Annotated in this window: 22 protein-coding genes and 1 pseudogene; 4 read left to right on the top strand and 19 right to left on the bottom strand. The window is 67.0% G+C overall.

Annotation, left to right across the window (positions count from 1 at the left end; translation table 11 throughout):
• Positions 1–10 precede the first annotated feature (10 nt).
• The 4 genes and pseudogenes from MKAN_RS20405 to MKAN_RS20390 all read right to left on the bottom strand — a co-directional run bounded on the left by MKAN_RS20405 (position 11) and on the right by MKAN_RS20390 (position 3,554).
• Positions 11–757 (bottom strand): hypothetical protein, encoded by a 747-nt coding sequence (locus MKAN_RS20405; protein ID WP_036391721.1) that lies wholly within the window; start codon positions 755–757, stop codon positions 11–13.
• 100 nt (positions 758–857) lie between these two features.
• Positions 858–1,469: a hypothetical protein gene (locus MKAN_RS28885; protein WP_042313852.1), complete on the bottom strand. Its 612-nt coding sequence runs from the start codon at positions 1,467–1,469 to the stop codon at positions 858–860.
• 314 nt (positions 1,470–1,783) lie between these two features.
• Positions 1,784–2,191, bottom strand: a pseudogene (locus tag MKAN_RS20395) (MFS transporter); the annotation flags it as partial.
• 115 nt (positions 2,192–2,306) lie between these two features.
• Positions 2,307–3,554, bottom strand: coding sequence for a PucR family transcriptional regulator (locus tag MKAN_RS20390; protein WP_023371583.1), 1,248 nt, complete (start codon positions 3,552–3,554; stop codon positions 2,307–2,309).
• 116 nt (positions 3,555–3,670) lie between these two features.
• Here MKAN_RS20390 and MKAN_RS20385 point away from each other — a divergent pair, with 116 nt between their 5' ends.
• Positions 3,671–5,155, top strand: coding sequence for a flavin-containing monooxygenase (locus MKAN_RS20385; protein ID WP_023371581.1), 1,485 nt, complete (start codon positions 3,671–3,673; stop codon positions 5,153–5,155).
• 14 nt (positions 5,156–5,169) lie between these two features.
• Positions 5,170–6,072, top strand: coding sequence for an alpha/beta hydrolase (locus MKAN_RS20380; RefSeq protein ID WP_036391716.1), 903 nt, complete (start codon positions 5,170–5,172; stop codon positions 6,070–6,072).
• On the opposite strand, the gene secA is transcribed toward MKAN_RS20380, so the two are convergent.
• The 3 genes from secA to MKAN_RS20365 all read right to left on the bottom strand — a co-directional run bounded on the left by secA (position 6,069) and on the right by MKAN_RS20365 (position 10,754).
• Positions 6,069–8,921 carry a preprotein translocase subunit SecA gene (gene secA, locus MKAN_RS20375; RefSeq protein WP_023371577.1) on the bottom strand — a complete coding sequence of 951 codons (2,853 nt, stop codon included), beginning with the start codon at positions 8,919–8,921 and terminating at the stop codon, positions 6,069–6,071. The two genes, MKAN_RS20380 and secA, sit on opposite strands and share 4 nt — an antisense overlap.
• Before the next feature lie 155 nt (positions 8,922–9,076).
• Complete coding sequence (gene hpf, locus MKAN_RS20370; protein ID WP_023371576.1) at positions 9,077–9,766, bottom strand: ribosome hibernation-promoting factor, HPF/YfiA family; 690 nt, start codon at positions 9,764–9,766, stop codon at positions 9,077–9,079.
• A 355-nt stretch (positions 9,767–10,121) separates the two neighbouring features.
• Positions 10,122–10,754, bottom strand: coding sequence for a ComF family protein (locus MKAN_RS20365; RefSeq protein ID WP_023371574.1), 633 nt, complete (start codon positions 10,752–10,754; stop codon positions 10,122–10,124).
• Between the two features lie 171 nt (positions 10,755–10,925).
• Here MKAN_RS20365 and MKAN_RS20360 point away from each other — a divergent pair, with 171 nt between their 5' ends.
• Positions 10,926–11,780 (top strand): L,D-transpeptidase, encoded by an 855-nt coding sequence (locus MKAN_RS20360; protein ID WP_023371573.1) that lies wholly within the window; start codon positions 10,926–10,928, stop codon positions 11,778–11,780.
• A 29-nt stretch (positions 11,781–11,809) separates the two neighbouring features.
• On the opposite strand, the gene MKAN_RS31405 is transcribed toward MKAN_RS20360, so the two are convergent.
• From MKAN_RS31405 to MKAN_RS20300, 12 genes are all read right to left on the bottom strand, one after another.
• Positions 11,810–12,394, bottom strand: a complete 585-nt coding sequence (locus tag MKAN_RS31405; protein ID WP_042313849.1) for a hypothetical protein — start codon at positions 12,392–12,394, stop codon at positions 11,810–11,812.
• 318 nt (positions 12,395–12,712) lie between these two features.
• A complete protein-coding gene (locus tag MKAN_RS20350; RefSeq protein ID WP_023371569.1) occupies positions 12,713–13,543 on the bottom strand; it encodes an LmeA family phospholipid-binding protein in 831 nt (276 codons plus the stop codon).
• Positions 13,544–13,598: 55 nt separating this feature from the next.
• On the bottom strand, positions 13,599–15,374 hold the full coding sequence (gene lpqB / locus MKAN_RS20345; protein WP_042313846.1) for an MtrAB system accessory lipoprotein LpqB: 1,776 nt from the start codon (positions 15,372–15,374) through the stop codon (positions 13,599–13,601).
• Positions 15,374–17,053 (bottom strand): MtrAB system histidine kinase MtrB, encoded by a 1,680-nt coding sequence (mtrB, locus tag MKAN_RS20340; protein ID WP_023371565.1) that lies wholly within the window; start codon positions 17,051–17,053, stop codon positions 15,374–15,376. The genes lpqB and mtrB overlap by 1 nt, the downstream gene beginning before the upstream one ends.
• A 117-nt stretch (positions 17,054–17,170) precedes the next feature.
• Positions 17,171–17,857 (bottom strand): two-component system response regulator MtrA, encoded by a 687-nt coding sequence (gene mtrA, locus MKAN_RS20335; protein WP_015354856.1) that lies wholly within the window; start codon positions 17,855–17,857, stop codon positions 17,171–17,173.
• A gap of 69 nt (positions 17,858–17,926) precedes the next feature.
• A complete protein-coding gene (locus tag MKAN_RS20330; RefSeq protein WP_023371563.1) occupies positions 17,927–18,571 on the bottom strand; it encodes a dTMP kinase in 645 nt (214 codons plus the stop codon).
• Positions 18,572–18,665: 94 nt separating this feature from the next.
• Complete coding sequence (gene ahcY, locus MKAN_RS20325; RefSeq protein ID WP_023371561.1) at positions 18,666–20,144, bottom strand: adenosylhomocysteinase; 1,479 nt, start codon at positions 20,142–20,144, stop codon at positions 18,666–18,668.
• A 103-nt stretch (positions 20,145–20,247) separates the two neighbouring features.
• Positions 20,248–20,895 (bottom strand): TetR family transcriptional regulator AlkX, encoded by a 648-nt coding sequence (gene alkX, locus MKAN_RS20320; RefSeq protein ID WP_023371559.1) that lies wholly within the window; start codon positions 20,893–20,895, stop codon positions 20,248–20,250.
• Positions 20,895–21,077, bottom strand: a complete 183-nt coding sequence (locus MKAN_RS20315) for a rubredoxin (protein WP_023371557.1) — start codon at positions 21,075–21,077, stop codon at positions 20,895–20,897. The genes alkX and MKAN_RS20315 overlap by 1 nt, the downstream gene beginning before the upstream one ends.
• 73 nt (positions 21,078–21,150) lie before the next feature.
• Positions 21,151–21,312, bottom strand: a complete 162-nt coding sequence (locus MKAN_RS20310; protein ID WP_036391139.1) for a rubredoxin — start codon at positions 21,310–21,312, stop codon at positions 21,151–21,153.
• Complete coding sequence (locus MKAN_RS20305; protein ID WP_023371553.1) at positions 21,312–22,586, bottom strand: alkane 1-monooxygenase; 1,275 nt, start codon at positions 22,584–22,586, stop codon at positions 21,312–21,314. The genes MKAN_RS20310 and MKAN_RS20305 overlap by 1 nt, the downstream gene beginning before the upstream one ends.
• A gap of 112 nt (positions 22,587–22,698) precedes the next feature.
• On the bottom strand, positions 22,699–24,183 hold the full coding sequence (locus tag MKAN_RS20300) for an APC family permease (protein WP_023371551.1): 1,485 nt from the start codon (positions 24,181–24,183) through the stop codon (positions 22,699–22,701).
• A gap of 54 nt (positions 24,184–24,237) precedes the next feature.
• Here MKAN_RS20300 and MKAN_RS20295 point away from each other — a divergent pair, with 54 nt between their 5' ends.
• Positions 24,238–25,632: an FAD-dependent oxidoreductase gene (locus tag MKAN_RS20295; protein WP_023371549.1), complete on the top strand. Its 1,395-nt coding sequence runs from the start codon at positions 24,238–24,240 to the stop codon at positions 25,630–25,632.
• Positions 25,633–25,643 lie beyond the last annotated feature (11 nt).

The following is a 25,643-nucleotide window of genomic DNA, read 5'->3' as shown; positions in this document are numbered from 1 at the left end:
TGTGCACTGGTCACCGGATCGAGACGGTGCCGTTGACGGCATCATGGCGTCCCGGGTCGAACGTTTCGAAATGCCCTGAGCCCACGACGAACAGACCCCGCTGCGGGGGCCGGAAACCGGCGAGCCGCAGCTGCCGCTGCAGCGGTCCCACCGGTCCGAGGTCCACGCCGCGCAAAACGGCGCGCGACTGTGCCACCGCCCAAACCCGCGCGGGGGCGATCATGAACTGCTGGCCGTTCGGCGCGGTCCCGGAGAGCCGGACCTGCCCGGCCCGCAGCAGCGCCCCCGCAGCCCGGCCCAGCACGCTCAGAGCCGCACTGTTGGTCCACGCTCCGGCCGGCAGCCGCTCCCCGACGGTGCTCATCAGCCGCGTCGCAAAGGTGGTGCCGATGTCGATATGCCACTCGAGCAGTCCCGGAATCACGACGACCAACGACCATGGGGTGACCCACGCGACGTCGATCTCGCACTGGACTGCGTCATTGCGGGTCACCGAGCTGAAGTAGCGGGCGCAGCTCTGCGGACCCGGCGTCGTCGCGTAAAACGTCCACCTGCCTTGCGGATCGCGGTGCCACACCGACCGGTAGCCGGGTGAAAACGACGTCATCGGAAAGTGCCGCAAGGCAAGGTAGTGCCCGCTGGTGAACGGGAGGCCCATCACACCGAACCCGACGAATCGTTCGTCGTCGCCGGCAGGCAGGACCGGGTCGTGCAGGACGGCCGCGGCGGCATCCAAGGGGGTGAGCGATGTGTTCATACCTGGATCGTCCGCGCCGCGGCCGCGCCCGCGCATGAGGCGGCTGCCTCAATTCGGCCAGGGTCGCAGGCAGCCGCGGTTCCGCCGCATCGGATACCGATCACCCCGGGTTCGGTGAGGGCGAACGCCCCAGCTGCCGGTCGAGAGCACGCATCACGGCGGGCCGGATCCACCCGATGAACGGGCCGGTTGCCCTCCAGTAACGCTGGAACCGACGCCGGCTGGCCTCGTCGGTCGACACCACCCTGGTCTCGAGGGTGAGGATGCACGCGTGGGCGCCAAAGGGAGTCACCCGGGTGGTCTCGGCAAGTTTGGCGAAGCCGGGCTCGGCGAAACCGGCGAAGCTGTCTGCGGTCACCGGCCGTTCCGGCTCACCGCCGAGCGGCTGCCACGGCTTGGTGACGGTTCCGAGAACCAGCTCGGTGCCGGGCCACTCGCCCAGCAGGATCCATCCGCGCGCCGGAAGGTCCCGCACCCGAAATGTCGGCGGCTCCGCCGCCACGGACTCGCCGCGGCGCCGGGCACGGGCATCGGCGAGCCGCGCGGGCAGGCCGCGGGCCGCGATCAGCAGATGCACCAGCGGAAGCCGGTACAAGTCCAGGTTCGTGGCAGCCTCGAACACCTTCTCGGGAGGGGCTCGGAGCACCTGGGAGACGGAGACGACGTGGTCGTACGTGGGCAGAAATTCGTCCAGAAGTAGGGGCTCCGCCATGTCGTCCTCCTCGGTGAGCGGTCGGGTCACGCGACGGCCCAGCCGCGCGGCGTCGAGTCCACATCTCTGCCGAGTCCGGATCGGTCTCCGGCGCCTCCTGAGTCCGCGGTCTCGCTTGCGGATGCCGCCAGCCACTGGCCGATCGCTGACCTCCGGATTCTCAGATGACTGGTCCGAATCATTTGTCAGTAAACCCCACCGCCGTTCGGACGCGACCCATTACCCGGGAGCGGGTTTTCACCGCTGCGGACTAACGATTCAACAGTGCCATGATCTGCGGCAGTGCTTCGCGAGCAGCATCGCGCCCGGCCTCACAATACGGACGCGATGGTGAACAGCGCCACGCCGAACTCGAACGTCCGCTTGCGGCCGAGCAAGTCCGCCAGCCTCCCTGCCGCCACCAGGAACGCCGCAAAGACGATGTTGTAACCGTTGAGGATCCAGGACAAGCCGCCGAGGTCGTAGGTCGGGAAAGACCTCTGGATGTCCGGGAACGCGATGTTGACGATGGTCGAGTCGAGGAAAGAGTCGAGGAAAGCAAGGAAGGCGCCGAATGACGCCACCAGCAGTACCGCGGCCGATGAGGGCTGGCGGCGGCTGGTCAGCGGCGCAAAACCCTGGCGTTCTTTGGCCAGAAAGTATGTTCGCACCTGCTTGTCGCCGGGCGCAGTGCGGTGGCGGGCACGAACCTTGTCGACCGGCGAACTCGATGTGGCGCTCATCGTCTGACCTCTCGCCAGCCGCGCGGCCCAGGACCCACTGCATCGTAATCAGGAGCGCGACGATCTAACCCGGTTTTGTCGACTCGCTACATCAGTCGACAGCTCTGCGGACGGATCAGGGCCTGGCCAGTACCCGCGGGCCGATGTGGTGGGTGAGTTCGAGAGCCAGTTCGACGGCGAGCCGGCGCTCGCCGGGATGGTGGCCGAGCAGTTCGGTCGCGCGCGCGACCCGCTGCAGGACCGTATTGCGGTGAGTATGCAGACGAATTCCGGCGCGCGGCGCGTTCTCGGCTTCGTCGAGGAACACCCGCAAGGTCTCACGCAGCCGAGCCGCACCGGGGGTGTCCGCCGCGAGCGGGCCCAGTGTAGTGGCCACGAATTCGGCTGCCTGGTCCTGGTTTTGGGCAGCCAACGCGGTGACTTCGAGGTCCCGGTGGAACGCGATGCGCTCACCTCCGGGGTGGCCGCCGAGCAGCCGCTGGATGACCAGCGCCGCGGCGTGTGACCGGCGAAATCCGGTGATTCCGGGTTGCGTGGGGCCCACCGCGACCCGGACAGTGGGATCCGCCGAGCGAATCGCGTCGCGTAACGCGTCCATGGCAGGGGTTGCGTTGGTGCCCAGCCACGCCCACAAGGTCGCGGTTCCCGACGGCAGCGTCAGCGGCGGCCGCGCCCGGGCGGCCCGCGCCAGCAGGGTTGCGGCGGACTCCAATACGCCCTGGATTTCGCCGCGGGGTTCTGCCCACAGCACCAGCGCCGTGTGTCGACGGTCGAGTTCGTACCCCAGGCGCTCACTGGCGCGGCGGCGATCGATCGGCGCACCGTCGAGGATCAAGCGGACCGTCTCGGTACGCCGTGCCATCGCGCCCCCGAGGAGTTCCTCACGCTCGTGTTGTGCGTCGGCGATGACGCGGCCTATCACCTGGTCGACGTAGGAGAACATCAGCTGTGAGGTCACCTCCAGCAGCGCCACGAGTTCCGGGCCGGGCGCGACGACCTGAGCGGCGTAGACCATGAAGCGCTGCCAAGCGACATTCTGTCCGCGCCGATACGCCTGGAAGATGACATCCAGGTCGATGCCGCGACGCACCACGGTGCGCACCACGTCCAGCGCCTCGGGCGGCACGTCGGCCGGTGCGCCCCTGCCGTCGCGTCGGGCAAGTGCGGTGAGCAGGCGCACGGCGTTGGCGCGGTTGCTTGCCGACATCTCCGCGGCTATCGCGGCATCGGCCCCCATCACGGGTGCGATCTCGACCACGGCGGCATCCATCTCGGCGACGAGGTGATCGATGTCGTTCAGCATCAGATCGGCGACCTCACCGACGAGCTCGACCACCGCCGGTGGCACCGAAATCCCAGCCATTTTGTAAGTGTGCCATCGCACATATGCACACCAAAAGTAGCGACGAACGCACATGGTGACTGCCGGGTCGCGGCCCTACCGTGAATCGCGTCGTCAACTGCGATAGGAGCCCCCCGATGACCACCACCACCACACACTTCGACGTCCTGATCGTGGGTGCCGGTATCTCCGGTATCGGCGCCGCATACCACCTCAAGACCTACCGGCCCGGCACCACGTTCGCGGTCCTGGAAGGTCGCGAGTCGATCGGCGGCACGTGGAGCCTGTTCCGGTACCCGGGCATCCGGTCCGACTCCGACATGCCCAGCTTCGGCTACGGATTCAAGCCGTGGATACACCGCAAGGCGATCGCCGACGGGCACATCATCATGGACTACCTGCGCCAGACCGTCACCGAGAACCGGCTCGAGGAGCACATCCGTTTCGGCTACCGGGTGCTCGGTGCGCAGTTCTCCTCGCCGGAGGGGCTGTGGACGGTCACCGCCCGCCATTCGGGCAGCGACGAGACGGTGCAATTCAGCGCGCGATTCCTGTTTCTGGGCACCGGTTACTACGACTACGACGCCGGCTTCACTCCCGAATTCCAGGGCGTCGAGGATTTCGGCGGCCAGCTCATCCACCCTCAGCACTGGCCGGAGGATCTCGACTACACGGGCAAGCGCGTCGTCGTCATCGGCAGCGGCGCCACCGCCGTCACCCTGATCCCCTCGATGGCCGGCAAGGCCGCGCATATCACCATGCTGCAACGCTCGCCCAGCTACGTGTTCTCGATACCCGCGGAGGACGCGATCGCCAACGTGCTGAACAAGGTGGTCGGCCCCCGGCGCGCCCACCGGATCACCCGGCGCAAGAACGTCATGCTCAACCGCGGCATCTACCAGGCCTGCCAGCGCGCCCCCAAGTTGATGCGCAGGCTGCTGATCGCCAACGTGCGCCGGCAACTGCCCAAGGACTTCGACGTCGACACCCACTTCACACCGCATTACAACCCGTGGGATCAGCGGCTGTGCATGGTGCCCGACGGCGACCTGTTCAAGGCGATCTCGGCCGGGCAGGCTTCGGTGGTCACCGACCGGATCGAGCGGTTCACCGAGACCGGCATCCTGCTGGAATCGGGTCAGGAGTTGGCCGCCGACATCATCGTCACCGCGACCGGCCTCAACATGCTGCCGTTCGGAAAGATCCAGCTCGACGTCGACGGTCAGCCCGTGAACCTGCCCGACACCACGGTGTACAAGTCGATGATGCTCAGCGGGGTGCCCAACCTCGTGTTCGCACTCGGCTACACCAATATCTCCTGGACGCTGAAGGTGGACCTGGTCTGCGAGCACTTCTGCCGACTGCTCGACCACATGGACGCACACGGCTACCACACCGTCGAACCGGTGCTGCGTGATCCGCACATGCAGCGGGTGCCGCTGCTGGACATGAGTTCGGGTTACGTCCAACGCGCGATCGCGAAGTTCCCGCGCGGCGGCACCAGCGGTCCCTGGACGGTCCAGATGGCCTACGAGAAGGATGTCGAGCGGCTGCGCCGGGGTCCGGTGACGGATCCGGCCCTCGAGTTCTCCGTCCACCAGGCCGCCCGGCTTGCTTCGTGATCGAGCCGCACGACATGAAGAACCTCACCTTCCCCAGCCACGGCGTCAGCTGCGCCGCCTGGCATATTCCGGCCCGCTCGGAGGGGATGACGGGTCCGTCCGGCCGGCCCGCCATCGTCATGGCGCACGGTTTCGCCGGCACCCGCGACACCGGCCTGCTCGACTACGCCGAGGCATTCGCCGATGCCGGCATCGACGCGGTGGTGTTCGACTATCGCGGCTTCGGCGACTCGGAAGGCAGTCCCCGCCAACATGTTTCGTTTCGGCGGCAACGCCAGGACTACCACGCGGCGATCGCGGCCGCCCGGCAGCTGCCCGGCGTGGACCCGGCCAGGATCGCGGTGTGGGGCACGTCCTATTCCGGGGGCCACGTCGTCGCGGTCGCCGCGCAGGACCCCCGCATCGCCGCAGCGGTGTCGATGACCCCGGCCACCGACGGACTGGCCGCCCTGGTGCAGCTGGTCCGTTACGCCGGCCCGGGTCAACTGATGCGCACCGCCGCGCACGGCTTGCGGGACAGCACCCGTGCCCTCACCAACCGTGCGCCGCACCGGATTCCGGTGGTGGCCCGACCCGGATCGGTCGCGATCATCAGCACCCCCGGCGCCGCGGAGGCATATACCTCGATGGCCGGCCCGACCTGGCGAAACGAGGTGTGCGCGCGTACGGCGCTGGAGATCGGATTCAACCGGGCCACCGGTTTCGCGCGGCGGCTGCGATCACCGATCCTGGTGCAGCTGGGCACCAATGACCGGGTCGCACCCGCGGCCGCGGCCCGGCGGACCGCCAGGAAAGCGGGACCGCTGGGGCAACTGCGCGAGTACCCGGTCGATCACTTCGACGTCTATGAAGGTCATTGGCAGCGGCAGGCGCTGGCCGACCAGCTGGGCTTCCTGAAAAGCGCGCTGGCCAGCTAGCGCTTCTTCACCGATTTCGGCGGCTTCGGGCCGCGGCCTTGCCGGCGCGCGGCCTCGCGCCGCTCCCGCCGGCTGGCGCCGGCCGGCACCCCGGCCGGCGTCTTCTGCGCGCCGCCCCCGTTGCGCTGCACCTGCGCCGAGCCGTCCTCGGACGGGCCGGAATACGTCAGCGCGGGCGATTCGTCCTCAATACCCTTGGCGCGCAACTTACTTGGAGCCTCCTCGGGCACCGCTGCGCCACTGCCACGCTGCTGGGCGGCGGCCGCCGCCGCGGTGGCGAACTCCGCCAGGTCTTCTGGTTCTTCGACCGGTGCGACCTCGACCTGCGGCGCCGGGACCGCCTCCACCGTGACATTGAACAGGAACCCGACCGATTCCTCTTTCATGCCTTCGAGCATGGCCATGAACATGTCGTAGCCCTCACGCTGGTACTCCACCAACGGGTCGCGCTGGGCCATCGCCCGCAGCCCGATGCCCTCCTTGAGGTAGTCCATCTCGTAGAGGTGCTCGCGCCACTTGCGGTCGATCACGTTGAGCAGCACGTTCCGCTCCAGCTGGCGCATCGCGCCCTCACCGGCGAGTTCCTCCAGCTCGGCTTCCCTTGCGGCGTAGGCACGTTCGGCATCGGCCAGCAGCGCTTCGAGCAACTCCTCGCGGGTTAGGTCGTCACGCTCGGAGTCGGTGTCATGACGGGTCAGCGACTCATGGTCGATCCCGACCGGGTACAGCGTCTTGAGCGCCGTCCACAGCGCATCCAGGTCCCAATCCTCGGCGTAGCCTTCGGCGGTGGCGCCGTTGACGTAGGCGGTGATCACGTCGCGGACCATGTCCAACGCCTGCTCTTTGAGGTTCTCGCCCTCGAGGATCCGGCGCCGCTCGGCGTAGACCACCTTGCGCTGCTGGTTCATCACCTCGTCGTACTTGAGGACGTTCTTTCTGATTTCGAAGTTCTGCTGCTCGACCTGGGTCTGGGCGCTCTTGATCGCCCGGGTGACCATCTTGGCCTCGATCGGCACGTCGTCGGGCAGGTTGAGCCTCGTCAACAAGGCTTCCAGGGCCGCGCCGTTGAACCGGCGCATCAGCTCGTCACCCAGCGACAGGTAGAAGCGTGACTCGCCCGGGTCGCCCTGCCGGCCGGAACGACCACGCAACTGGTTGTCGATGCGGCGCGACTCGTGGCGTTCGGTACCCAGCACATAGAGACCGCCGGCCTCGATCACTTCGGCGGCCTCCTTGCCGGCCTCCTCCTTGACCCTGGGCAATTCCTGGTGCCAGGCGGCCTCGTACTCGTCGGGCGTCTCCACCGGATCCAGGCCGCGCTCGCGCAGCCGCTGGTCGGTGAGAAAGTCGACGTTGCCGCCCAGCACGATGTCGGTGCCGCGGCCGGCCATGTTGGTGGCGACGGTGATGCCGCCGCGGCGGCCCGCGACGGCGACGATGCCCGCCTCCTGTTCGTGGTATTTGGCGTTGAGGACGTTGTGTGGAAGGCGTCGCTTGGTGAATTGCCGCGACAGGTACTCGGAACGCTCCACGCTGGTGGTGCCGATCAGCACCGGTTGGCCTTTCTCGTAGCGCTCGGCGACGTCGTCGACCACCGCGACGTATTTGGCCTCCTCGGTCTTGTAGATGAGGTCGGACTGGTCGGTGCGGATCATCGGCTTGTTGGTCGGGATGCTGACCACGCCGAGCTTGTAGATCTCGTGCAGCTCGGCCGCCTCGGTCTGGGCGGTGCCGGTCATGCCGGCGAGCTTGTCGTAGAGCCGGAAGTAGTTCTGCAGCGTGATGGTGGCCAGCGTCTGGTTCTCGGCCTTGATCTCGACGTGCTCCTTGGCCTCGATGGCCTGGTGCATGCCCTCGTTGTAGCGGCGCCCGTAGAGCACCCGACCGGTGAACTCGTCGACGATGAGCACCTCGCCGTCGCGGACGATGTAGTCCTTGTCGCGGTTGAACAGCTCCTTGGCCTTCAGCGCATTGTTGAGGTAGCTGACCAGCGGCGAGTTGGCGGCCTCGTAGAGGTTGTCGATACCGAGCTGGTCTTCGACGAACTCCACGCCCTTCTCGTGCACGCCGACGGTGCGTTTACGCAGGTCTACCTCGTAGTGGGTGTCCTTTTCCATCAGCGGCGCCAGCCGGGCGAACTCGACGTACCAGTTGGAGGCGCCGTCGGCGGGGCCGGAGATGATCAGCGGGGTGCGGGCCTCGTCGATCAGGATGGAGTCGACCTCGTCGACGATGGCGAAGTCGTGCCCGCGCTGCACCAGGTCGTCGAGCGAGTGCGCCATGTTGTCGCGCAGGTAGTCGAAGCCGAACTCGTTGTTGGTGCCGTAGGTGATGTCGGCGTTGTAGGCCACCCGGCGCTGGTCGGGGGTCATCTGGGCGAGGATGACGCCGACGTCGAGGCCCAGGAAACGGTGCACGCGACCCATCCACTCGCTGTCGCGTTTGGCCAGGTAGTCGTTGACGGTCACGATGTGCACACCCTTGCCGGCCAGCGCGTTGAGGTAGGCGGGCAGCACACAGGTCAGGGTCTTGCCTTCACCGGTCTTCATCTCGGCGACGTTGCCCAGGTGCAGGGCGGCCGCACCCATCACCTGGACGTCGAAGGGTCGCTGGTCGAGCACCCGCCAGGCGGCCTCGCGGGCGACGGCGAACGCTTCGGGTAGCAGGTCGTCGAGTGTTTCCGGGTTTTTCTCGTCGGCCAGGCGCCGCTTGAACTCGTCGGTCTTGGCTCTCAGCTCGGCGTCGGTGAGCTTTTCGACGTCGTCCGACAACGTGTTGACGTAGTCGGCCACCTTCCTGAGGCGCTTGACCATGCGACCTTCACCAAGGCGCAACAACTTCGACAGCACGGTGTTGTCCCCTTTTTGGGATGTTCCCCTGTGGGTAGGAGTCTTCTTCGATTAGGCGACTCCCATCGTAGGTGACGCCGTGGTATTGGCCGCCGATCCTCGTGCCAGCCGGATCAAGCCAGCCGGATCAAGCCAGCCGGATCAAGCCAGCCGGATCAAGCCAGCCGGATCAAGCCATAGTCGTAGGCGTGCCGGCGGTAGACGACGGTGGGCCGCTCGGTCTCCTTGTCGAAGAACAAGAAGAAGTCGTGTCCGACGAGCTCCATCTCGTAGAGCGCGTCGTCTACCGACATCGGCTTGGCCGGGTGTTCCTTGACGCGGACGATACGTCCCGGTTCGTGGTCCAGTTCGGCGCCGTCATGCTCGTGCGGCTCGGCCGGCTCCGCGTCGAAGGCCCTTTCCGGTGGCGGGGCCGCCGCGGTGGCCTCGGCCAGTGACACGGGCGTCTTGTCGCCGTAGTGAACTTTGCGGCGGTCTTTGCTGCGGCGCAGCCGGTTCTCCAGTTTGCCAACGGCGGACTCGAGGGCCGCGTAGAAGCTGTCGGCGCAGGCCTCGCCGCGGACAACGGGTCCCCGGCCGCGAGCGGTGACCTCCACTCGCTGACAGGATTTGCGTTGGCGACGGTTGCGTTCATGGTCGAGTTCGACGTCGAACAGGTAGATGGTCCGGTCGAAACGTTCCAAGCGAGCGAGCTTCTGCGAAACGTAGATGCGGAAGTGGTCGGGAATCTCGACATTGCGGCCTTTGAACACAATCTCGGCGGTCGCTTGCGGTTCCGCCTGTTCATCGGTTTCGGCCGGCGCCTGATCCACAATCTGGTCGGAATCCACGGTGAGCCTTGACATTCGTGACAACTCGTTTCTCTTTTCACGTCGCACGCGCCCTGCGTGCCGGGCCTTCGATTACGCGCCGACGGGGGTTGGAGCGGATTTCGTGAAGTCACCGCCGCAGGCTGCCCGCCGGAGCAAGGTGCCGATTACTCACCTCCTACCGCAGTTAGTGCTTGGACCTGTCTTGGACCTGTCTTGGACCTGGAAAACCTTGGAAACCTGGGTATCGCGACCGTGAGCCTTGCCGGTAAGCCTGAATCTGATCTCGACGTTAGCCTGTGTTCACCCCACGGTGCCAGCGAATCGGCCAGCCTTTTGCCGAGTTCTTATGCCGGACGTTTCGCGGGGGCAGGAGACCGGCGAAAGCTTGTCATGCCGCCGCGATCGCCAACACAGCGGCCACCCGTACTCCGGCGGCCCGCAGGGCCCGGACCGACTCCCGCGCAGTCGCCCCGGTGGTGACGACATCGTCGACGATCACGACTTCGGCGCACAGGCGCCGGCCTCGCAGCAGCACTCGGCCGGCGAGGTTGCGCTCGCGCGCCGACGTGCCCAGACCGACCGAGTCGCGGACCAGCCCCTTCAGTCGTAACGCCTCGACGACCGTGATCCCGGGATGGGCGGCCACCGCCGCAGTGGCAATGCGGGTCACCGGGTCGCCCCCGCGCCGACGCGCCGCCGAACGCCGAGTGGGCGCGGGCACCAGGGTCAGTGGGGCATCGACGACCCCCCAGGACAGCAGGCGGTGGATACCGACGGCCAGTGCCCGCGCCAGCGGTACGACAAGGTCGCGGCGACCGTGCTCCTTCATGGCCAGGATCGCCTGACGACGGGCGCCGGCGTAGCGCCCGAGCGCGAACACCGGGACCCGGGGGTCCACCCGCGGGTTCACGACGTGGGGTTGATCGGCCGCCACCAAGAGCTCCGCGGAGCAGCCGGTGCACCACCGGGTCGCCGGCGCACCGCAGCCGCCGCATTGCAGCGGCAGGACTAGGTCGAGCACGGTGTCAGTGTGGCGGTGAGGACCGACAAACCGTGCCGAGTGGAGACCTACCTGTAACCAAAACCTGACCGACATGCGAAGGCGCGCTGTCACATTCACCCGCCGACGCGGCCATACCATCGACCAGCGACAACAACTGATTACCGATCCGAAAGGTGTCCGGCGAGAGCGATGCGGGCGGCAATACGGTCTCTTCTGGTGGTAATCAGCATCACCGTGACAGTGTTCGCCGGGCGAACCGGCGTAACGCTGATGGCGGTGAACAGCGCGGGCGACAGCGTCGGCATCGCCGCCGTCTTGCCGATGCGCGGCGCGGTGGTGGGGGTGGCGCATCCGGTGGTGATCACGTTCGGCCACCCCGTCGCCGATCGGCAGGCGGTGGAGCGCGCGATCGACGTGAGATCGGCGCCCGCCCGTACCGGCAAGTTCGAGTGGCTGGATGACAACGTTGTGCAATGGGTTCCCGACCGGTTCTGGCCAGCGCACAGCACCGTGGCGCTCTCCGTGGGCGGGCTGCGCACGAACTTCGAAACGGGTCCGGCCGTCGTGGGCGTTGCCGACATCGCGAAGCACACCTTCACCGTGAGCATCGATGGAGTCCCGGCCGGAACGGGGGCGCCGCCGCTACCAACGCCGCACCACCGGCCACATTGGGGAGAAGAAGGAGTCCTGCCGGCCTCGATGGGCAGGCCCGAGTTCGAGACGCCCGTCGGCACCTACCACGTGATCTCCAAAGATCGCACGGTGATTATGGATTCGAGCTCGGTCGGCATCCCCGTCGACGACCCCGACGGTTACCGGCTCCCGGTGGACTACGCCGTCCGGATCACCAGCCGCGGCCTCTATGTGCATTCGGCCCCGTGGGCGATCCGGTCAATGGGGGTTGAGAATGTGAGTCATGGCTGCATCAGCCTGAGTCCCACCGACGCCGAGTGGTACTTCAATACGGTCAACGTCGGCGACCCCGTCATCGTCCAGGAAGGGGTTCCGGCAGACGAAAAGGAAGTGGACCCGGTGATCCCCTGATACGGGCCCGGTGCCGGCAGCTGCCGAAGTTACTGCGCAGCGGGCCCTGGTGCGGCACCGGCCGCGCAAGCCGGAAGCGGTGTCGACGACCCCGCCAGAACAGCCGTGATGGGCGCCTGGGGTAGCGCTGCTGCCACCGGCGCCGGCGGGCCGGGCAGTACCACCGGTTCGGGTGCCGGCGCGGCCGGATCTGTCGGCGCGCCCTTACCCGAGCCGGCCGCCATCACGATCGGAGCGGCACCCGGGGCAGCGTCGGCTGGTGCAGCGGCCCCGCCGGCCGGCACCACCGGCGCAGCCGGCACCACCGGCACCACGGGCGCGGCCGGCACCACCGGCACCACGGGCGCGGCCGGCACCACCGGCACCACGGGCGCGGCCGGCACCACCGGCACGACGGGCGCGAGAGGCACAGCTCCTGCTACCGGCGGACCGGGCAGCACCACCGGCGCTGCGGCCATCGGCGGTGCGGAACCGAGCGCGGCAAGCTGCTCCAGGCACGTCGGACCGCCGGTCGGCAACGGAGCGGCCGGCGCACCAGCACTGAACACAAGCGCGGCGCCGAATAACCCCGCGCCGGCAGCTACTGCAACGCAGCATCGATCAACAAGCCGCAACGCCAACTCCGTTCATATCTACCCAAGCCGCCCGCGAATACCGCGGCAATGGGGAACCGTATCGGTGCGCCGAATCCCTGCCTAGATCAAGACGTATTGGTTGCCGAACCGATACGGCGCACCAGCCCTGTCGTGATCCAGAATTTCCCAAATAGTGACTTAGGGAAGGTTTTTCACGTTCGCCGCCGCGCCGAGCACACGCAAGCTCGGCCACCCCGGATTTCGCGGTGAGTCGTCGGTGCGCGGTATCGGGATGCCGTTTCGGCAAATTCGGCAGATTTGGAACGACCTGGAACGACAGAGTCACCCCGCCGCCGGTCAGTCCGAGCCGCGCAGCAACGAAGGCCAGGTGAAGCTGAGCGCCCCCTGGCTCAATCGGGTGATCAGGTCCTCGAGATGTCGCAGCGGCAACTCCATTCGCCACTCCGGCAGCAGAGCGGACAGGTGCAGCGAATCCGGGCCAAGGTCGACGTCGGTCAGCAGCAGTCCATGCGGCAGCTTGGGCAACGGCACCTGGTACGCGGGGACCCGGATCGGCAGGGGCCAGCGCCGGTGCCCGGTGATCACGGCGCGCGGGCGCAGCCACAGCGTCGTGCCCACCACGGCGGCGTCCACTTCCACCCCGCCCCAACCGGGCCGACGTGCCCAGCGCAGCCGGGCGGTCCCGTCCCCGCGTAGCTCACTGCGCAGCTGCGGGGCCACCTGTTGCAGAACATCATCGAAGATGTCCGCCGACAGCACCGACGACAATCGGGCCGGAGCCGCTACCACCAGCGGGGGCACGCCCGGACGGATGTGCACGTTGCGCAGGACGGCGACCGCGGTTTGGAGGTGGTGCTGATCCCACCTGACGTCGCGGGCGGCGACGCGGACCTCGCCGAGCTGACCGACGGGCAACCCCTGCGGGTCGAGTTCGGCGTCCAGCTCGGTCACGGTCAGCACCACGTCGTCGCCGCCGATGCGCACCGTGATTTCCTTGTTGACGAGCAACTGCTGCAGCGTCATGAACAAGGTGCGGTATGGCATGGCAACCGCTTGGGCGGCTCCCGCGCTCACCGACGGCAACCCGGTCGACGACCACAACGAGGCCAGCATGTCGAGGGCGCGGAACGGATCGTCCCAACGCAGGAAAGGAACTCTGGGCGACATCGACAAGCGCCTCCTCACTGCGAGGGTAGCCGGTGAAATCAGCCCAGCCCAGCACTCATCCCGGCAACACCGGCGCCGCCCCCGCCACCATCAGGCCCGGAACCTCCGCCCAGCCCTGTTGACCGTCGGCGGCCGACGCCGAATACATCAGCACCCCTTGCGGGGCGGCAACGTACACCGTCGAGGGATTGGCGGCGATCGCGAACAGCGGTATCTGCAAACCCCTGGCCGGGGCGTCGGAGTTGACCCCGTCGAGGTTGACATACGACACCGGATGCGTCGCATCGTTGCGGGTCACCACGATGTCGTCGCCGGTTCGCCAGGACAGCGACACCACCGAGGTGCCCAGCCCGAAACCCAGCCGCCGCGGATAGGTCAGGGCGAACTGACCGGCCTGGGTCTGCTCGACACCGGCGAGGATCACCTGCCCGTCGATCACCATCGCGGCCCGCGTCCCGTCGCGAGACAGCTGCAGGTCGGTGATCGCGCCCGGAAAGCGACTGGACACCGCGGCGGAATCCACGGGGATCCGCGCCGGTTGTCCCGACGCGGTTTCCTGGATCGCCCGCAGCACGATGTTGGTGTCGACGACCACCCACACCGCGTCGTCCAGTGACCAGCTGGGCCGCGAAAGGTTATGGCCGTCGGCCGACTGGACCGCCTCGCCGCCGAGGTCGCCGATCCACAAGGAGGCCGCCACATCGGGGGCACCACGCCGCAGCGTCACCACCGAGGCCACCTGCCGGCCACTGCGGGACAGCGCTGCCCCGGTCTGGTCGCCCATCCGCCCGAAGGCGCCGGTCACGGTGGTGATCCGCTGCCCGTCCAGCGCCACCAGTGAACCGCCCACCAGGGCGTGCAAGCCGGCGCCCGCACCGTCGGCCACGCCCGGGTCGGTGGCGGCGACGTCGGAGGTATTCCATCCTTCGGCAAACCTGTCGTCCAGCGGGGCGCCGTCGGCGTTGATCACATACGGCCCTCTGATGTCGGCCCGGGCTAATGTCCAAATGATCTGGGCGGCAAGCAATTGCCTGCTGTGCGGATCGGTGGTCGACAGCTTCTCCAGGTCGATGCGTGCCCCGCCGTAGCCCTTGCCGATGCCGCTCTTGCCGCCGTCGGCACGGGTTACCGGGCCACGTAGCCGCAGCGGCGGAGCCAGCAGGTTACGCACCGTGTGCGTCATCTCCGGACGTGGACCCGATAGCAGCTTGGACACCAGCTCGGTGGCCAGCTGGTCGTGATCGGACACCGCGACATAGCGCGGATCCGGAACCACGGTCTTGCCGGTCGGGTCGGCGAAGTACAAGGTGTTGCGCTTGTAGGTCGCCTGGAACTGCTGCCAGTCCAGGAAAACCCCGTTGGGCAGCCGGTCGATGCGCCAGCCACCGGGGGTCTTGACCAATTCGATCGGGCCCGGATCGGGCAGCTGGCCCTCGGCGGTCTCGAAGACCCCGATATCGGACAGCGAGCCCAGGATATCTGCCCGCATAGTCGCCGAAACTCGTTCTGCGCCACGGGTTTCGACGAAAACCACATGGTCGATCAGCAGGGCGCTGCCGGCGTCGTCCCATGCGTTGGATGCCGACTGGGTGAGGAACTGACGTGCTGCCAGATGCCGGTTCGCGGGGTCGGCGGTGGCCTTGAGGAATTCCCGCAGCAGCACGTCGGGATCCATGCCCGGGGTCGGCTTGGGCAGGTTCGACGGCGCCGGACGCTCGACGGTGCCGATGGCTTGCGGCGCCGACGAACTGGGCACGCTCGCGCAGCCGCCCAGCAGCGCGGCCACGAACCACAGGGCCGTACTCGCCCGGATCGCCCGGATCCGTCGCATCAGCCGCTCCACTCCGCGGGTTCACGCTGGTGCTGCCGATCCTTCTGTTCCGGCGCATTCGGCTGTGGGACGGGTTGCGGGATCGGTTTCATGGGCAACGGGCTGGTGGTCACCTTGTGGCCGCGCACCAGCGGCAGCGTCAGCCGGAAGCAGGAGCCCTGGCCCGGTTCCCCCCAGGCTTCCAGCCGGCCCTGGTGTAGCCGCGCGTCCTCGATGCTGATCGCCAGACCCAGCCCGGTGCCCCCGGAGCGCCGCACCCGCGAGGGATCGGCGCGCCAGAATCGGCTGAACACCAGTTTCTCCTCACCGGGCCGCAGCCCCACCCCGTAGTCACGCACCGTGACCGCCACCGTGTCCTCGTCGGCGCCCATCCGAATCCGCACCGGTTTGTGCTCGGCGTGGTCGATGGCGTTGGCAATCAGATTGCGCAGTATCCGTTCTACCCGGCGGGCGTCGACCTCGGCGATCACTTCGTGGGCCGGCAACTCCACGAGCAATTCGATACCGGCCTCCTCGGCCAGGTGCCCCACGTTGCCCAGGGCGTTCTTGACGGTCGTGCGCAGGTCGACCGCCTCCACCGACAGCTCCGCCACCCCGGCGTCGTGCCGGGAGATCTCCAGCAGGTCGTTGAGCAGCGACTCGAACCGGTCCAGTTCGCTGACCATCAGCTCGGTGGAACGGCGCAGCGTCGGGTCCAGATCGGCGCTGTGGTCGTAGATCAAGTCGGCGGCCATCCGCACCGTGGTCAGTGGCGTGCGCAGTTCGTGGCTGACGTCGGAGGTGAAGCGGCGCTGCAGGTTGCCGAACTCCTCAAGTTGGGTGATCTGGCGGGACAGGCTCTCGGCCATGTCGTTGAACGACACGGCCAATCGGGCCATGTCGTCTTCACCGCGCACCGGCATTCGCTCGGACAGATGCCCCTCGGCGAACCGTTCGGCAATTCGCGACGCCGACCGGACCGGCACCACGACTTGGCGCGATACCAGCAGCGCGATGCCGGACAGTAGGACCAGCAGCACCAGGCTGCCCGTTGCCATGGTGCCGCGCACCAGCGCGATGGTGGCCTGCTCGTTAGCCAGCGGAAAGATCAGGTACAGCTCCAGGTTGGTCACCCGCGACGACGTCGGCGTGCCGACAATGAGGGCCGGGCCGGCGAAGCCGTCGGTGTGCACGGTGGCGTACTGATACGCGGCCTGGCCCGCCTTGACGAAGCCCCGCAACGCAGCCGGGACCTGGTCGACGGGTCCGGCGGTGGAGGCGGCGCGCGGCCCGTCGCCCGGCACCATCAGCACCGCGTCGAATGCGCCGGCCTGGCCGGTGCCGGAGGCTGGATCGGCTTTCGAGGTCAGGGTGTTGCGCGCGAGCTGGAGGCTGCTGTCCAGCGAGCGGGTCTCTTCGCCGTTGACGATGCCGCTGACGGTGTTCCGGGCCCGCTCGGTCTGGTCGATGGCGGCCTTGAGTTTGACGTCGAGCACCCGGTTGGTGACCTGGCTGGTCAGCACGAACCCGAGCGCCAGGATCACTGCCAGCGAAAGTCCCAGCGTCAGCGCCACGACCCGCAGTTGCAACGATCGGCGCCACGCCACGGCGACGGCCCGGCTCAGCGCACTCAAACCACGGGTCATCGGGCCGGAGCGCCCCCAACGACCACGAGTACGTCGCCGAGAGCCCCAAATCACAGGCGCCGCTCCTCAGCATCGCTACGCTCTGCATCGTCGCAGGCGCGGTTCACTGGCGCCGCACTCCCCTGCCGGCGGACGGCAGTACCCTCAGGGCGTCGCGGTCGTCCCCGCGGATCACGGAGGTCCGGCCTTGTATCCCACTCCTCGAACGGTCAACACCACTGTCGGGTTCTCCGGGTCTTTCTCGACCTTGGCCCGCAGACGCTGGACATGCACGTTCACCAGCCGGGTGTCGGCCGGGTGACGATATCCCCACACCTGTTCGAGCAGCACATCACGAGTAAACACCTGGCGGGGTTTACGTGCCAGTGCGACCAGCAGGTCGAATTCCAGCGGCGTCAGCGAGATCTGCTCACCGTTGCGGGTGACCTTGTGCGCCGGGACGTCTATGTCGACATCGGCGATCGACAGCATTTCGGCGGGCTCGTCGTCATTGCGGCGTAGCCGCGCCCGTACCCGCGCGACCAGCTCCTTGGGCTTGAAGGGCTTCATGATGTAGTCGTCGGCACCCGACTCCAGACCGAGCACCACGTCGACGGTGTCGGTCTTGGCGGTCAGCATCACGATCGGAACACCGGAATCGGCGCGCAAGACCCGGCACACGTCAATGCCGTTCATGCCGGGCAGCATCAAGTCCAGCAGCACCAGATCGGGCCGCAGCTCGCGCACCGCGGTCAGGGCCTGAGTACCGTCACCGATGACCGCGGTGTCGAAGCCCTCCCCACGCAGCACGATGGTCAGCATCTCTGCCAGCGAAGCGTCATCATCGACGACGAGAATCCTTTGCCTCATGGTGTCCATGGTGGCACTAGAACGGGACAAAACTGCGATTCCACCCGGGCGTTTCGTCTTTGATATGCGCAAATAGCCTCAAAATCGTTCATTTGAGGCCGTCAGAGTCGCCGCCAACCGGTCCGGATCGACGTCGGAGTCGACCACCAACCATCGCCCGTTCCAGTCTGCGGCGGCCAGTTGTGCGTACACCACGCCGGTGCGCCGCTGCAGTTCGTCGTCACGTTCGTAGCTGTCCCGCGCGCGCCCCGGATCGGCTTCGGCACGGCTACGGGCGCGCTGCGCGGCGAGGTCGGCCGGGACCGCGAGCAGCACCTGCCAGTCGGGAACGGGCAACCCCATCCGCTGGTATTCGATCTGCTGGACCCAGGCCACCGCCGGCCCGCCGGCATCCTCGCGCAACCGCGCCGCGCTGTAGGCGGCGTTGGAGGCGACATAGCGATCCAGGATCACCACGTCGTAGTTGCGCCGCAGCTCCGCGATTTCCGCCGCCGCGCCGGCGCGGTCGAGCGCGAACAGCGTCGCCATCGCATATGCCGACGACGCGAGGTCACCGTGCTGGCCGTGCAGCGCCTCGGCCGCGATATCGGCGGTGACCGAGCGCCCGTAGCGCGGGAACGCCAGCGTGACCACCGACTTCCCGACCGCCTGGAACGCCGCGCGCAGACGCACGGTCAGCGTCCGCTTGCCGGCGCCGTCGACGCCTTCGACCGCGATGAGCACGGCGTGAGCTTAGTCGCTGCCTCGAGCGTGACGCTGCAGTCGCATTCGGGGCCGAATGTGACTGTGGCGTCACGCTCGGCCGGCGATAGCAGCCTCAGTAGCGGTAGTGATCCGGCTTGTAGGGGCCCTCGACGTCGACGCCGAGGTATTCGGCCTGGTCCTTGGTGAGCTTGGTCAGGTGACCACCAAGCGCCTCGACGTGGATGCGGGCCACCTTTTCGTCGAGGTGCTTGGGCAGCCGGTACACCTCGTTGTCGTATTCGTCGTTCTTGGTCCACAGCTCGATCTGGGCGATCACCTGGTTGGCGAAGCTGTTGCTCATCACGAACGACGGATGCCCGGTGGCGTTGCCCAGGTTCAGCAGCCGGCCCTCGGACAGCACGATGATCGAGCGGCCGGTGTCGGGGAAGGTCCACAGGTCGACCTGCGGCTTGACGTTGACCCGGCTCGCCCCGGAGCGCTCCAGGCCGGCCATGTCGATCTCGTTGTCGAAGTGGCCGATGTTGCCCAGGATCGAGTGGTCTTTCATCTGCCTGATGTGCTCGAGCATGATGATGTCTTTGTTGCCGGTGGCGGTGACGACGATGTCGGCGTCGGCGATGGCGTCCTCGACGGTGACGACGTCGAAGCCCTCCATCATCGCCTGCAGCGCATTGATGGGGTCGATCTCGGTGACCTGGACCCGCGCGCCCTGACCCTTCATCGCCTCCGCACAGCCCTTGCCGACGTCGCCGTAGCCGCAGATGAGGACCTTCTTGCCGCCGATCAGCGCGTCGGTGCCGCGGTTGATGCCGTCAATGAGCGAGTGCCGGGTGCCGTACTTGTTGTCGAACTTGGACTTGGTCACCGAGTCGTTGACGTTGATCGCCGGGAAGGCCAGGTCGCCGGCCGCGGCGAACTGGTAGAGCCGCAGCACACCGGTGGTGGTCTCCTCGGTGACACCCTGGACCGACTCGGCGATCTTGGTCCACTTGCCCTTGTCGCTCTCGAACCGGTTCCGCAGCAGGTTCAGGAAAACCTTCCACTCCGCCGAATCGTCTTCCTCGGCGGGCGGCACCACGCCGGCCTTCTCGTACTGCATGCCGCGCAGCACCAGCATGGTGGCGTCGCCGCCGTCGTCGAGGATCATGTTGGCCGGCTTGTCCGGGTCCGGCCAGGTCAGCATCTGCTCGGCGGCCCACCAGTACTCCTCGAGTGTCTCGCCCTTCCACGCGAACACCGGGACACCCTTGGGCTCCTCGGGCGTGCCATGCGGGCCGACGACGACGGCGGCCGCCGCATGGTCCTGGGTCGAGAAGATGTTGCAGGACGCCCATCTGACTTCAGCACCGAGGCTCGTCAACGTCTCGATCAGCACCGCGGTCTGCACGGTCATGTGCAGCGAACCGGAGATGCGGGCGCCTTTGAGGGGCTGCACCTCGGCGTATTCGCGACGCAGAGACATCAGGCCGGGCATCTCGTGCTCGGCGATGCGCAGTTCCTTACGACCGAAATCCGCCAGCGACAGATCGGCAATCTTGAAGTCGATGCCGTTACGAACGTCGGGGGTTAACGAAGTTTCGGTCGTGGTCATGGCGTGTTTGATCCTTACTGTGGGCCTGCGGGAAGCTGAGCGAGGCGACATAGCCTAGGTATGCTCTTCAGCCACTGTAGTCGCCGGCCCGCAGCCTCGCAGGTCAGGGGATGTTGATCACCCCGTGGCGTTCCGCGAACGGCGTCATCAACCGCGCCAGGTCCGCGGCGACGTCGTGATCGGCCTCCGGCGGCATCGGCACATAGCTCAAGCACAGCCGCACGATCGCCCGCGAGAGCACACCGGCGTCGTCGTCGCTGGTGGCCACCCAGGTCTGGGTGAAGGCCTTCGCCAGCCGGGCCGACGCACGGTTGATGATGGGCGCGCTATCGGTGGTGATCAGCTGCAGCAAATCGGGCTTGGCGGCGCCGGTCAGCAACGAGATCACCAGTGGATCGGCCGCGGACTCGGCGAAGAAAGCGCGAAAACCCTGCAAGAACGACTCAAAGATGTTGCCCACGTTGGCATCCAGCGAGGCATGCACCCGGTCGACCAGGCGGTCGGTGAGGCGCAGCGCATAGCCCTGCGCCAGGCCCTGCCGCGAGCCGAACTCGTTGTAGATGGTCTGCCGGCTGACGCCTGCGGCGCGAGCCACGTCGGACAGGGTGATCGCCGACCAGTCGCGGGTCAGCAACAGATCCCGCATCGCATCCAGCACCGAATCGCGCAACAGGGCCCGAGATGCCTCGGCGTAAGGAATCCGCTTCACAGGCGCGACAATATCTGTTTCCGCCAGCACGTTGGTCTCCATCACGACCGGGCCACCTCCACCATCACGAAGTCGGACTTCGCCGCCCCGCAGTCCGGGCAGCTCCAGTCCTCCGGGATGTCCTCCCACCTGGTGCCGGGTGCGATGCCCTCGTCCGGCCAGCCGAGTGCCTCGTCGTATTCGAAGCCGCACTGGACGCACTGAAACAGTTTGTAGTCGCTCATTTGGTTCCTCCTCGTGTTACTTGATTTCGGCTCCTCGGCACGCCGCGCCGACGCGGCGCGCCCCGGAGTGGGACTAGACCTTTTCGAAATCGGGCTTCTCCCGGACGGCGCAGTCCGGACAGCACCACTCGTCGGGGATCTGGTCCCACCGGGTGCCGGCTGGAAAGCCTTCCCTGGCTTCACCTTTGGCCTCGTCGTAGACGTAGTCGCAGACCGGGCACCGATAGGCCGCCATCATGCTGCGTCTCCTTGCCGGGCTCCTTGCACGGCTCCGTACCGGGCCAGGAGCTTGGCGCGCACCCGGGGGTGCAGGTTGACCCTGGTGATGTCGCCGTCGTAGTGCTCGAGTACCCGGTGGTCCATCACCTTGCGCCACAGCGGCGGGAAGTAGGTCAGCGAGATCATCGACGCGTACCCGCTGGGCAGGTTCGGCGCCCCGTCCATGCTGCGCAGCGTCTGGTAACGACGCGTGGGGTTGGCGTGGTGGTCGCTGTGCCGCTGCAGGTGGTACAGGAACAGGTTGGTGACGATGTGGTCGGAGTTCCAGCTGTGCACCGGAGCGCAGCGCTCGTAGCGGGCCTTCCCGGAAGCGGTGCCGATCTTCTGCCGCAGCAGTCCGTAGTGCTCGAGGTAGTTGACCGCTTCCAGCAGGCTGAAGCCGAACACCGCCTGGATGATCACGAACGGGATCAGGCCCACGCCGAAGACCGCGATCAACACTCCCCACAACACCACCGACATCGCCCAGGCGTTGAGCACGTCGTTGGACAGGTAGGTCCGGGGGTCCCAGGGGCTCTTACCGAGCCGGCGAATCCGCTGGGCCTCCAGCCCGATCGCGGAGCGAAGGCTGCCGATGACGCTGCGCGGCAGGAATTCCCAGAAGGTCTCCCCGAAGCGCGCCGACGCCGGGTCCTCCGGGGTGGACACCCGTACGTGGTGCCCGCGGTTGTGCTCGATGTAGAAGTGGCCGTAGCAGGTCTGGGCCAGGGTGATCTTGGACAGCCAGCGCTCCAGCGACTCCTTCTTGTGACCCATCTCGTGGGCGGTGTTGATGCCGACGCCGCCGAGCACACCGACCGACAGGGCAACCCCGATCTTGCCCGCCCAGCTCAAACCGCCCTCGAAGCCGAGCCAACCGAGGTTGGACGCGGTGAACAGGTAGGCGCCCAGCACCACGCTGAGGTATTGGAACGGGACGTAGATGTAGGTGCAGTAGCGGTAGTACTTGTCGTTTTCCAGCCGCTCCATCACCTCGTCGGGCGGGTTCTGGCCGTCGGGCCCGAAGCGCAGGTCCAGCAGCGGCAACAGGATATAGACCAGGAACGGTCCGATCCAAAGTGGTGCCTGGGCCGCGGCGTGCCAGCCGAGCTGGTTCAGCCCCCACACGATCGGCAACATCACGAACAACGCCGTCGGGGCGATCAATCCCATCAGCCACAGGTGGCGCTTCTTATCGCGCCACTCCGCTTCGGGAGCTTTCCGCAACTCGGAACTGAACTGTGTGGTCATATGCCAAACCTCCTCGTGAGTCACACCACGCTTCAGTTTGGACATTACTGCCTTGTGCGTCTGCTGTCTAGACAGCAGGGATAGATTTGTACACTAAGTTTCCAAAGCTGCCTTACGTGTCAGGCACCGCGTTGGCCGCCTCCCGGTTTCCGTGCACCGAATGCCGGTGCCCGTAGCCCACGTAGATCGCGGTGCCCAACACCAACCAGACACCGAACCGAATCCAGGTCAGCGCGGTCAGGTTCACCATCAACCACAGACACGCACACAGCGAGGCGATCGGAAGCCACGGCACCCACGGCGCCCGGAAGCCGCGCTCCAGGTCGGGCCGCTTCCTGCGCAGGATGATGACACCGCCGGACACCAGGACGAAGGCGAACAAGGTGCCGACGTTGACCATCTCTTCCAGCTTGGTGATGGGAAAGACCGACGCCGTCGCGGCCACCACCACCGCGACCAGCACGGTGATCCGCACCGGCGTGCCGCGCGACCCGGTCTTGGCCAGCTGCCGTGGCAACAGCCCGTCGCGCGCCATCGCGAACAGGACCCGGCACTGCCCGAGCATCAGCACCATCACCACGGTGGTCAGCCCGGCGAGCGCCCCGACGGAGATGATGCCGCTGGCCCAGTACACGCTGTTGGCCTGGAACGCGGTGGCCAGGTTCGCCTGGCCGCTGCCCGGGACGGTACGCAGCTGTCGGTAGGAAACCATGCCGGACAGCACCACCGACACCGCAACGTAGAGCAGCGTGACAATGCCCAGCGACGCCAGGATGCCCCGCGGGACGTCGCGTTGCGGATGCTTGGTCTCCTCGGCCATCGTGGCCACGATGTCGAAGCCGATGAACGCAAAGAACACGATCGACGCCCCGGCCAGGACGCCGTACCAGCCGTAGTGGCTGCCGTGGGCTCCGGTCAGCAGCGACAGCACCGACTGGTCGGCACCCTTGCCCTGATGTTCAGGTTCGGGTTCGGGAATGAAGGGCGAGTAATTGGCGGCCTTGATGTAGAACGCGCCGACTATCACGACGAAAACGACCACCGACACCTTGATGGTGGTGACCACGGCAGAAAACCTCGACGACAACTTGGTGCCCAGCGCGAGCAGGGTCGCCACCACAGCGACGATCAGCAACGCACCCCAGTCGAAGTTGATCGATCCGAGATGGATTGTGCCACCGGCGAATCCGAACACCGTGCCCAGATAGCTGGACCAGCCCTTGGCGACGACGGCCGCGCCGACCGCCAATTCCAGAACCAGGTTCCAGCCGATCACCCACGCCAGGAACTCGCCGAAAGTCGCATAGGAGAAGGTGTATGCGCTGCCGGCCACCGGCAGCGTCGAGGCGAATTCCGCATAGCACAGGGCCGCCAGCGCACAGGTGCCCGCCGCGATGAGAAACGACACCCAGATGGCCGGGCCGGTGATGTCGCCGGCAGTCGAGGCGGTGACCGTGAAGATACCGGCCCCGATCACCACCGAAACACCGAAGACCACCAGGTCTTTCCAGGTGAGGTCCTTACGCAGCCGAGTGTCCGGCTCGTCGGTGTCAGCGATCGACTGCTCTACCGACTTCGTGCGCCATCGACCGGCCATGCGTGTCCTCTCGTCTCCAGCTGTGACCGCACAGTACTGGGTACGCTGCCGGGGATGAGCGCGAGCTTGCGAAACAGCGCCGCAAACCCCAGGGACCACGCGGTCGTCATCGGCGCCAGCGTCGCCGGGTTGTGCGCAGCGCGGTCGCTCTCCGACTTCTATGCCACGGTGACCGTCTTCGAGCGCGACGAACTGCCGGACACGCCCTCGTATCGCAGCGCGGTCCCCCAAGACCGTCATCTGCACCTGCTGATGGCCCGCGGCGCGGTGGAGTTCGAGGCGCTTTTCCCCGGTCTATTGGCGGAGCTGGTGGCAGCCGGCGTGCCGATGCTGGACAACCGCCCGGACTGCATCTACCTCGGTGCGGTGGGCCACGTCCTGGGCATCGGCGCACAACTGCGTCACCCATTCACCGCCTACCTGCCCAGCCGTCCTCATCTGGAATGGCAGCTGCGGTCACGGGTGCGTGCCCTGCCCAACGTCGAGATCCGGCACTGCAACGTCAGCCAGCCGCGGTTCGATCGCGCACGCGACCGGGTAACCGGTGTGCTGCTGGAGACCGGCGCCGATGATCCGGAGTTCGTCGCGGCCGATCTCGTCGTCGATGCGGCCGGACGCGGCAGTCGACTGCCGGTGTGGTTGGCGCAGTGGGGATATCAGCGCCCGGCCGAGGACACCGTCGACGTCGGCATCGGCTATGCCAGCCACCGGCTCACCATCCCGGACGGGCTTATCCGGGAGAAGATCGTGGTCACCGGTGTCGGCCCGGGGCAATCGCTGGGCCTGGGCATGTTGTGCTACGAGGACGGCAGCTGGATCTTGACGACTTTCGGGGTCGACAAAGCCACCCCGCCTGCGACGTTCGACGAGATGCGTGAGCTCGGCTACCGGCTGCTGCCGGCCCGTTTCGCCGATGCGCTGGCCCGGGCCGAACCCGTCGGCGCCCCGGCATTCCACGCTTTTCCGGTCAGCAGATGGCGCCGCTACGACAAGCTGAGTCGCTTCCCGTGCGGGATCATCCCGTTCGGGGACGCCATCGCCAGCTTCAATCCCACCTTCGGGCAAGGCATGACGATGGCGTGTCTGCAGGCCGGCCGGCTGCGCCAGGCACTGCAATCCCCGCCAGAATCCCCAAAGGGAGAGCCGGCCGTCGAATTCAACCGGGCCGCCGCCAAGATCACCCGACCGGTGTGGACGATGAACGCGATCGCCGACCGCTGCTTCCAACACGCCCGCGGGCCGATGCCGCGCTGGTATCGGCCGGTCGGCGCGCTCTACGACCAGTTCCTCGGCGCCGCTGAAACCAATCCTGTTCTGGCCGAATGGTTTTTGCGCCGGATCTCGCTGCTCGACAGCCTGTATACGGTGCCGTCGGCGCCGATCATCGGCCGGGCCGTGGCGCACAACATGCGGCTGTGGCTGCGCGAGCGGCGGCGTGGCCGGCGCTAGCCGGTACGCTG

It is taken from the genome of Mycobacterium kansasii ATCC 12478 (genome assembly GCF_000157895.3).
GTDB classification, from domain to species: domain Bacteria; phylum Actinomycetota; class Actinomycetes; order Mycobacteriales; family Mycobacteriaceae; genus Mycobacterium; species Mycobacterium kansasii.
The sequence above is the reverse complement of the archived record's forward strand: the minus strand, read 5'-3'. Positions and strand labels throughout refer to the sequence as shown.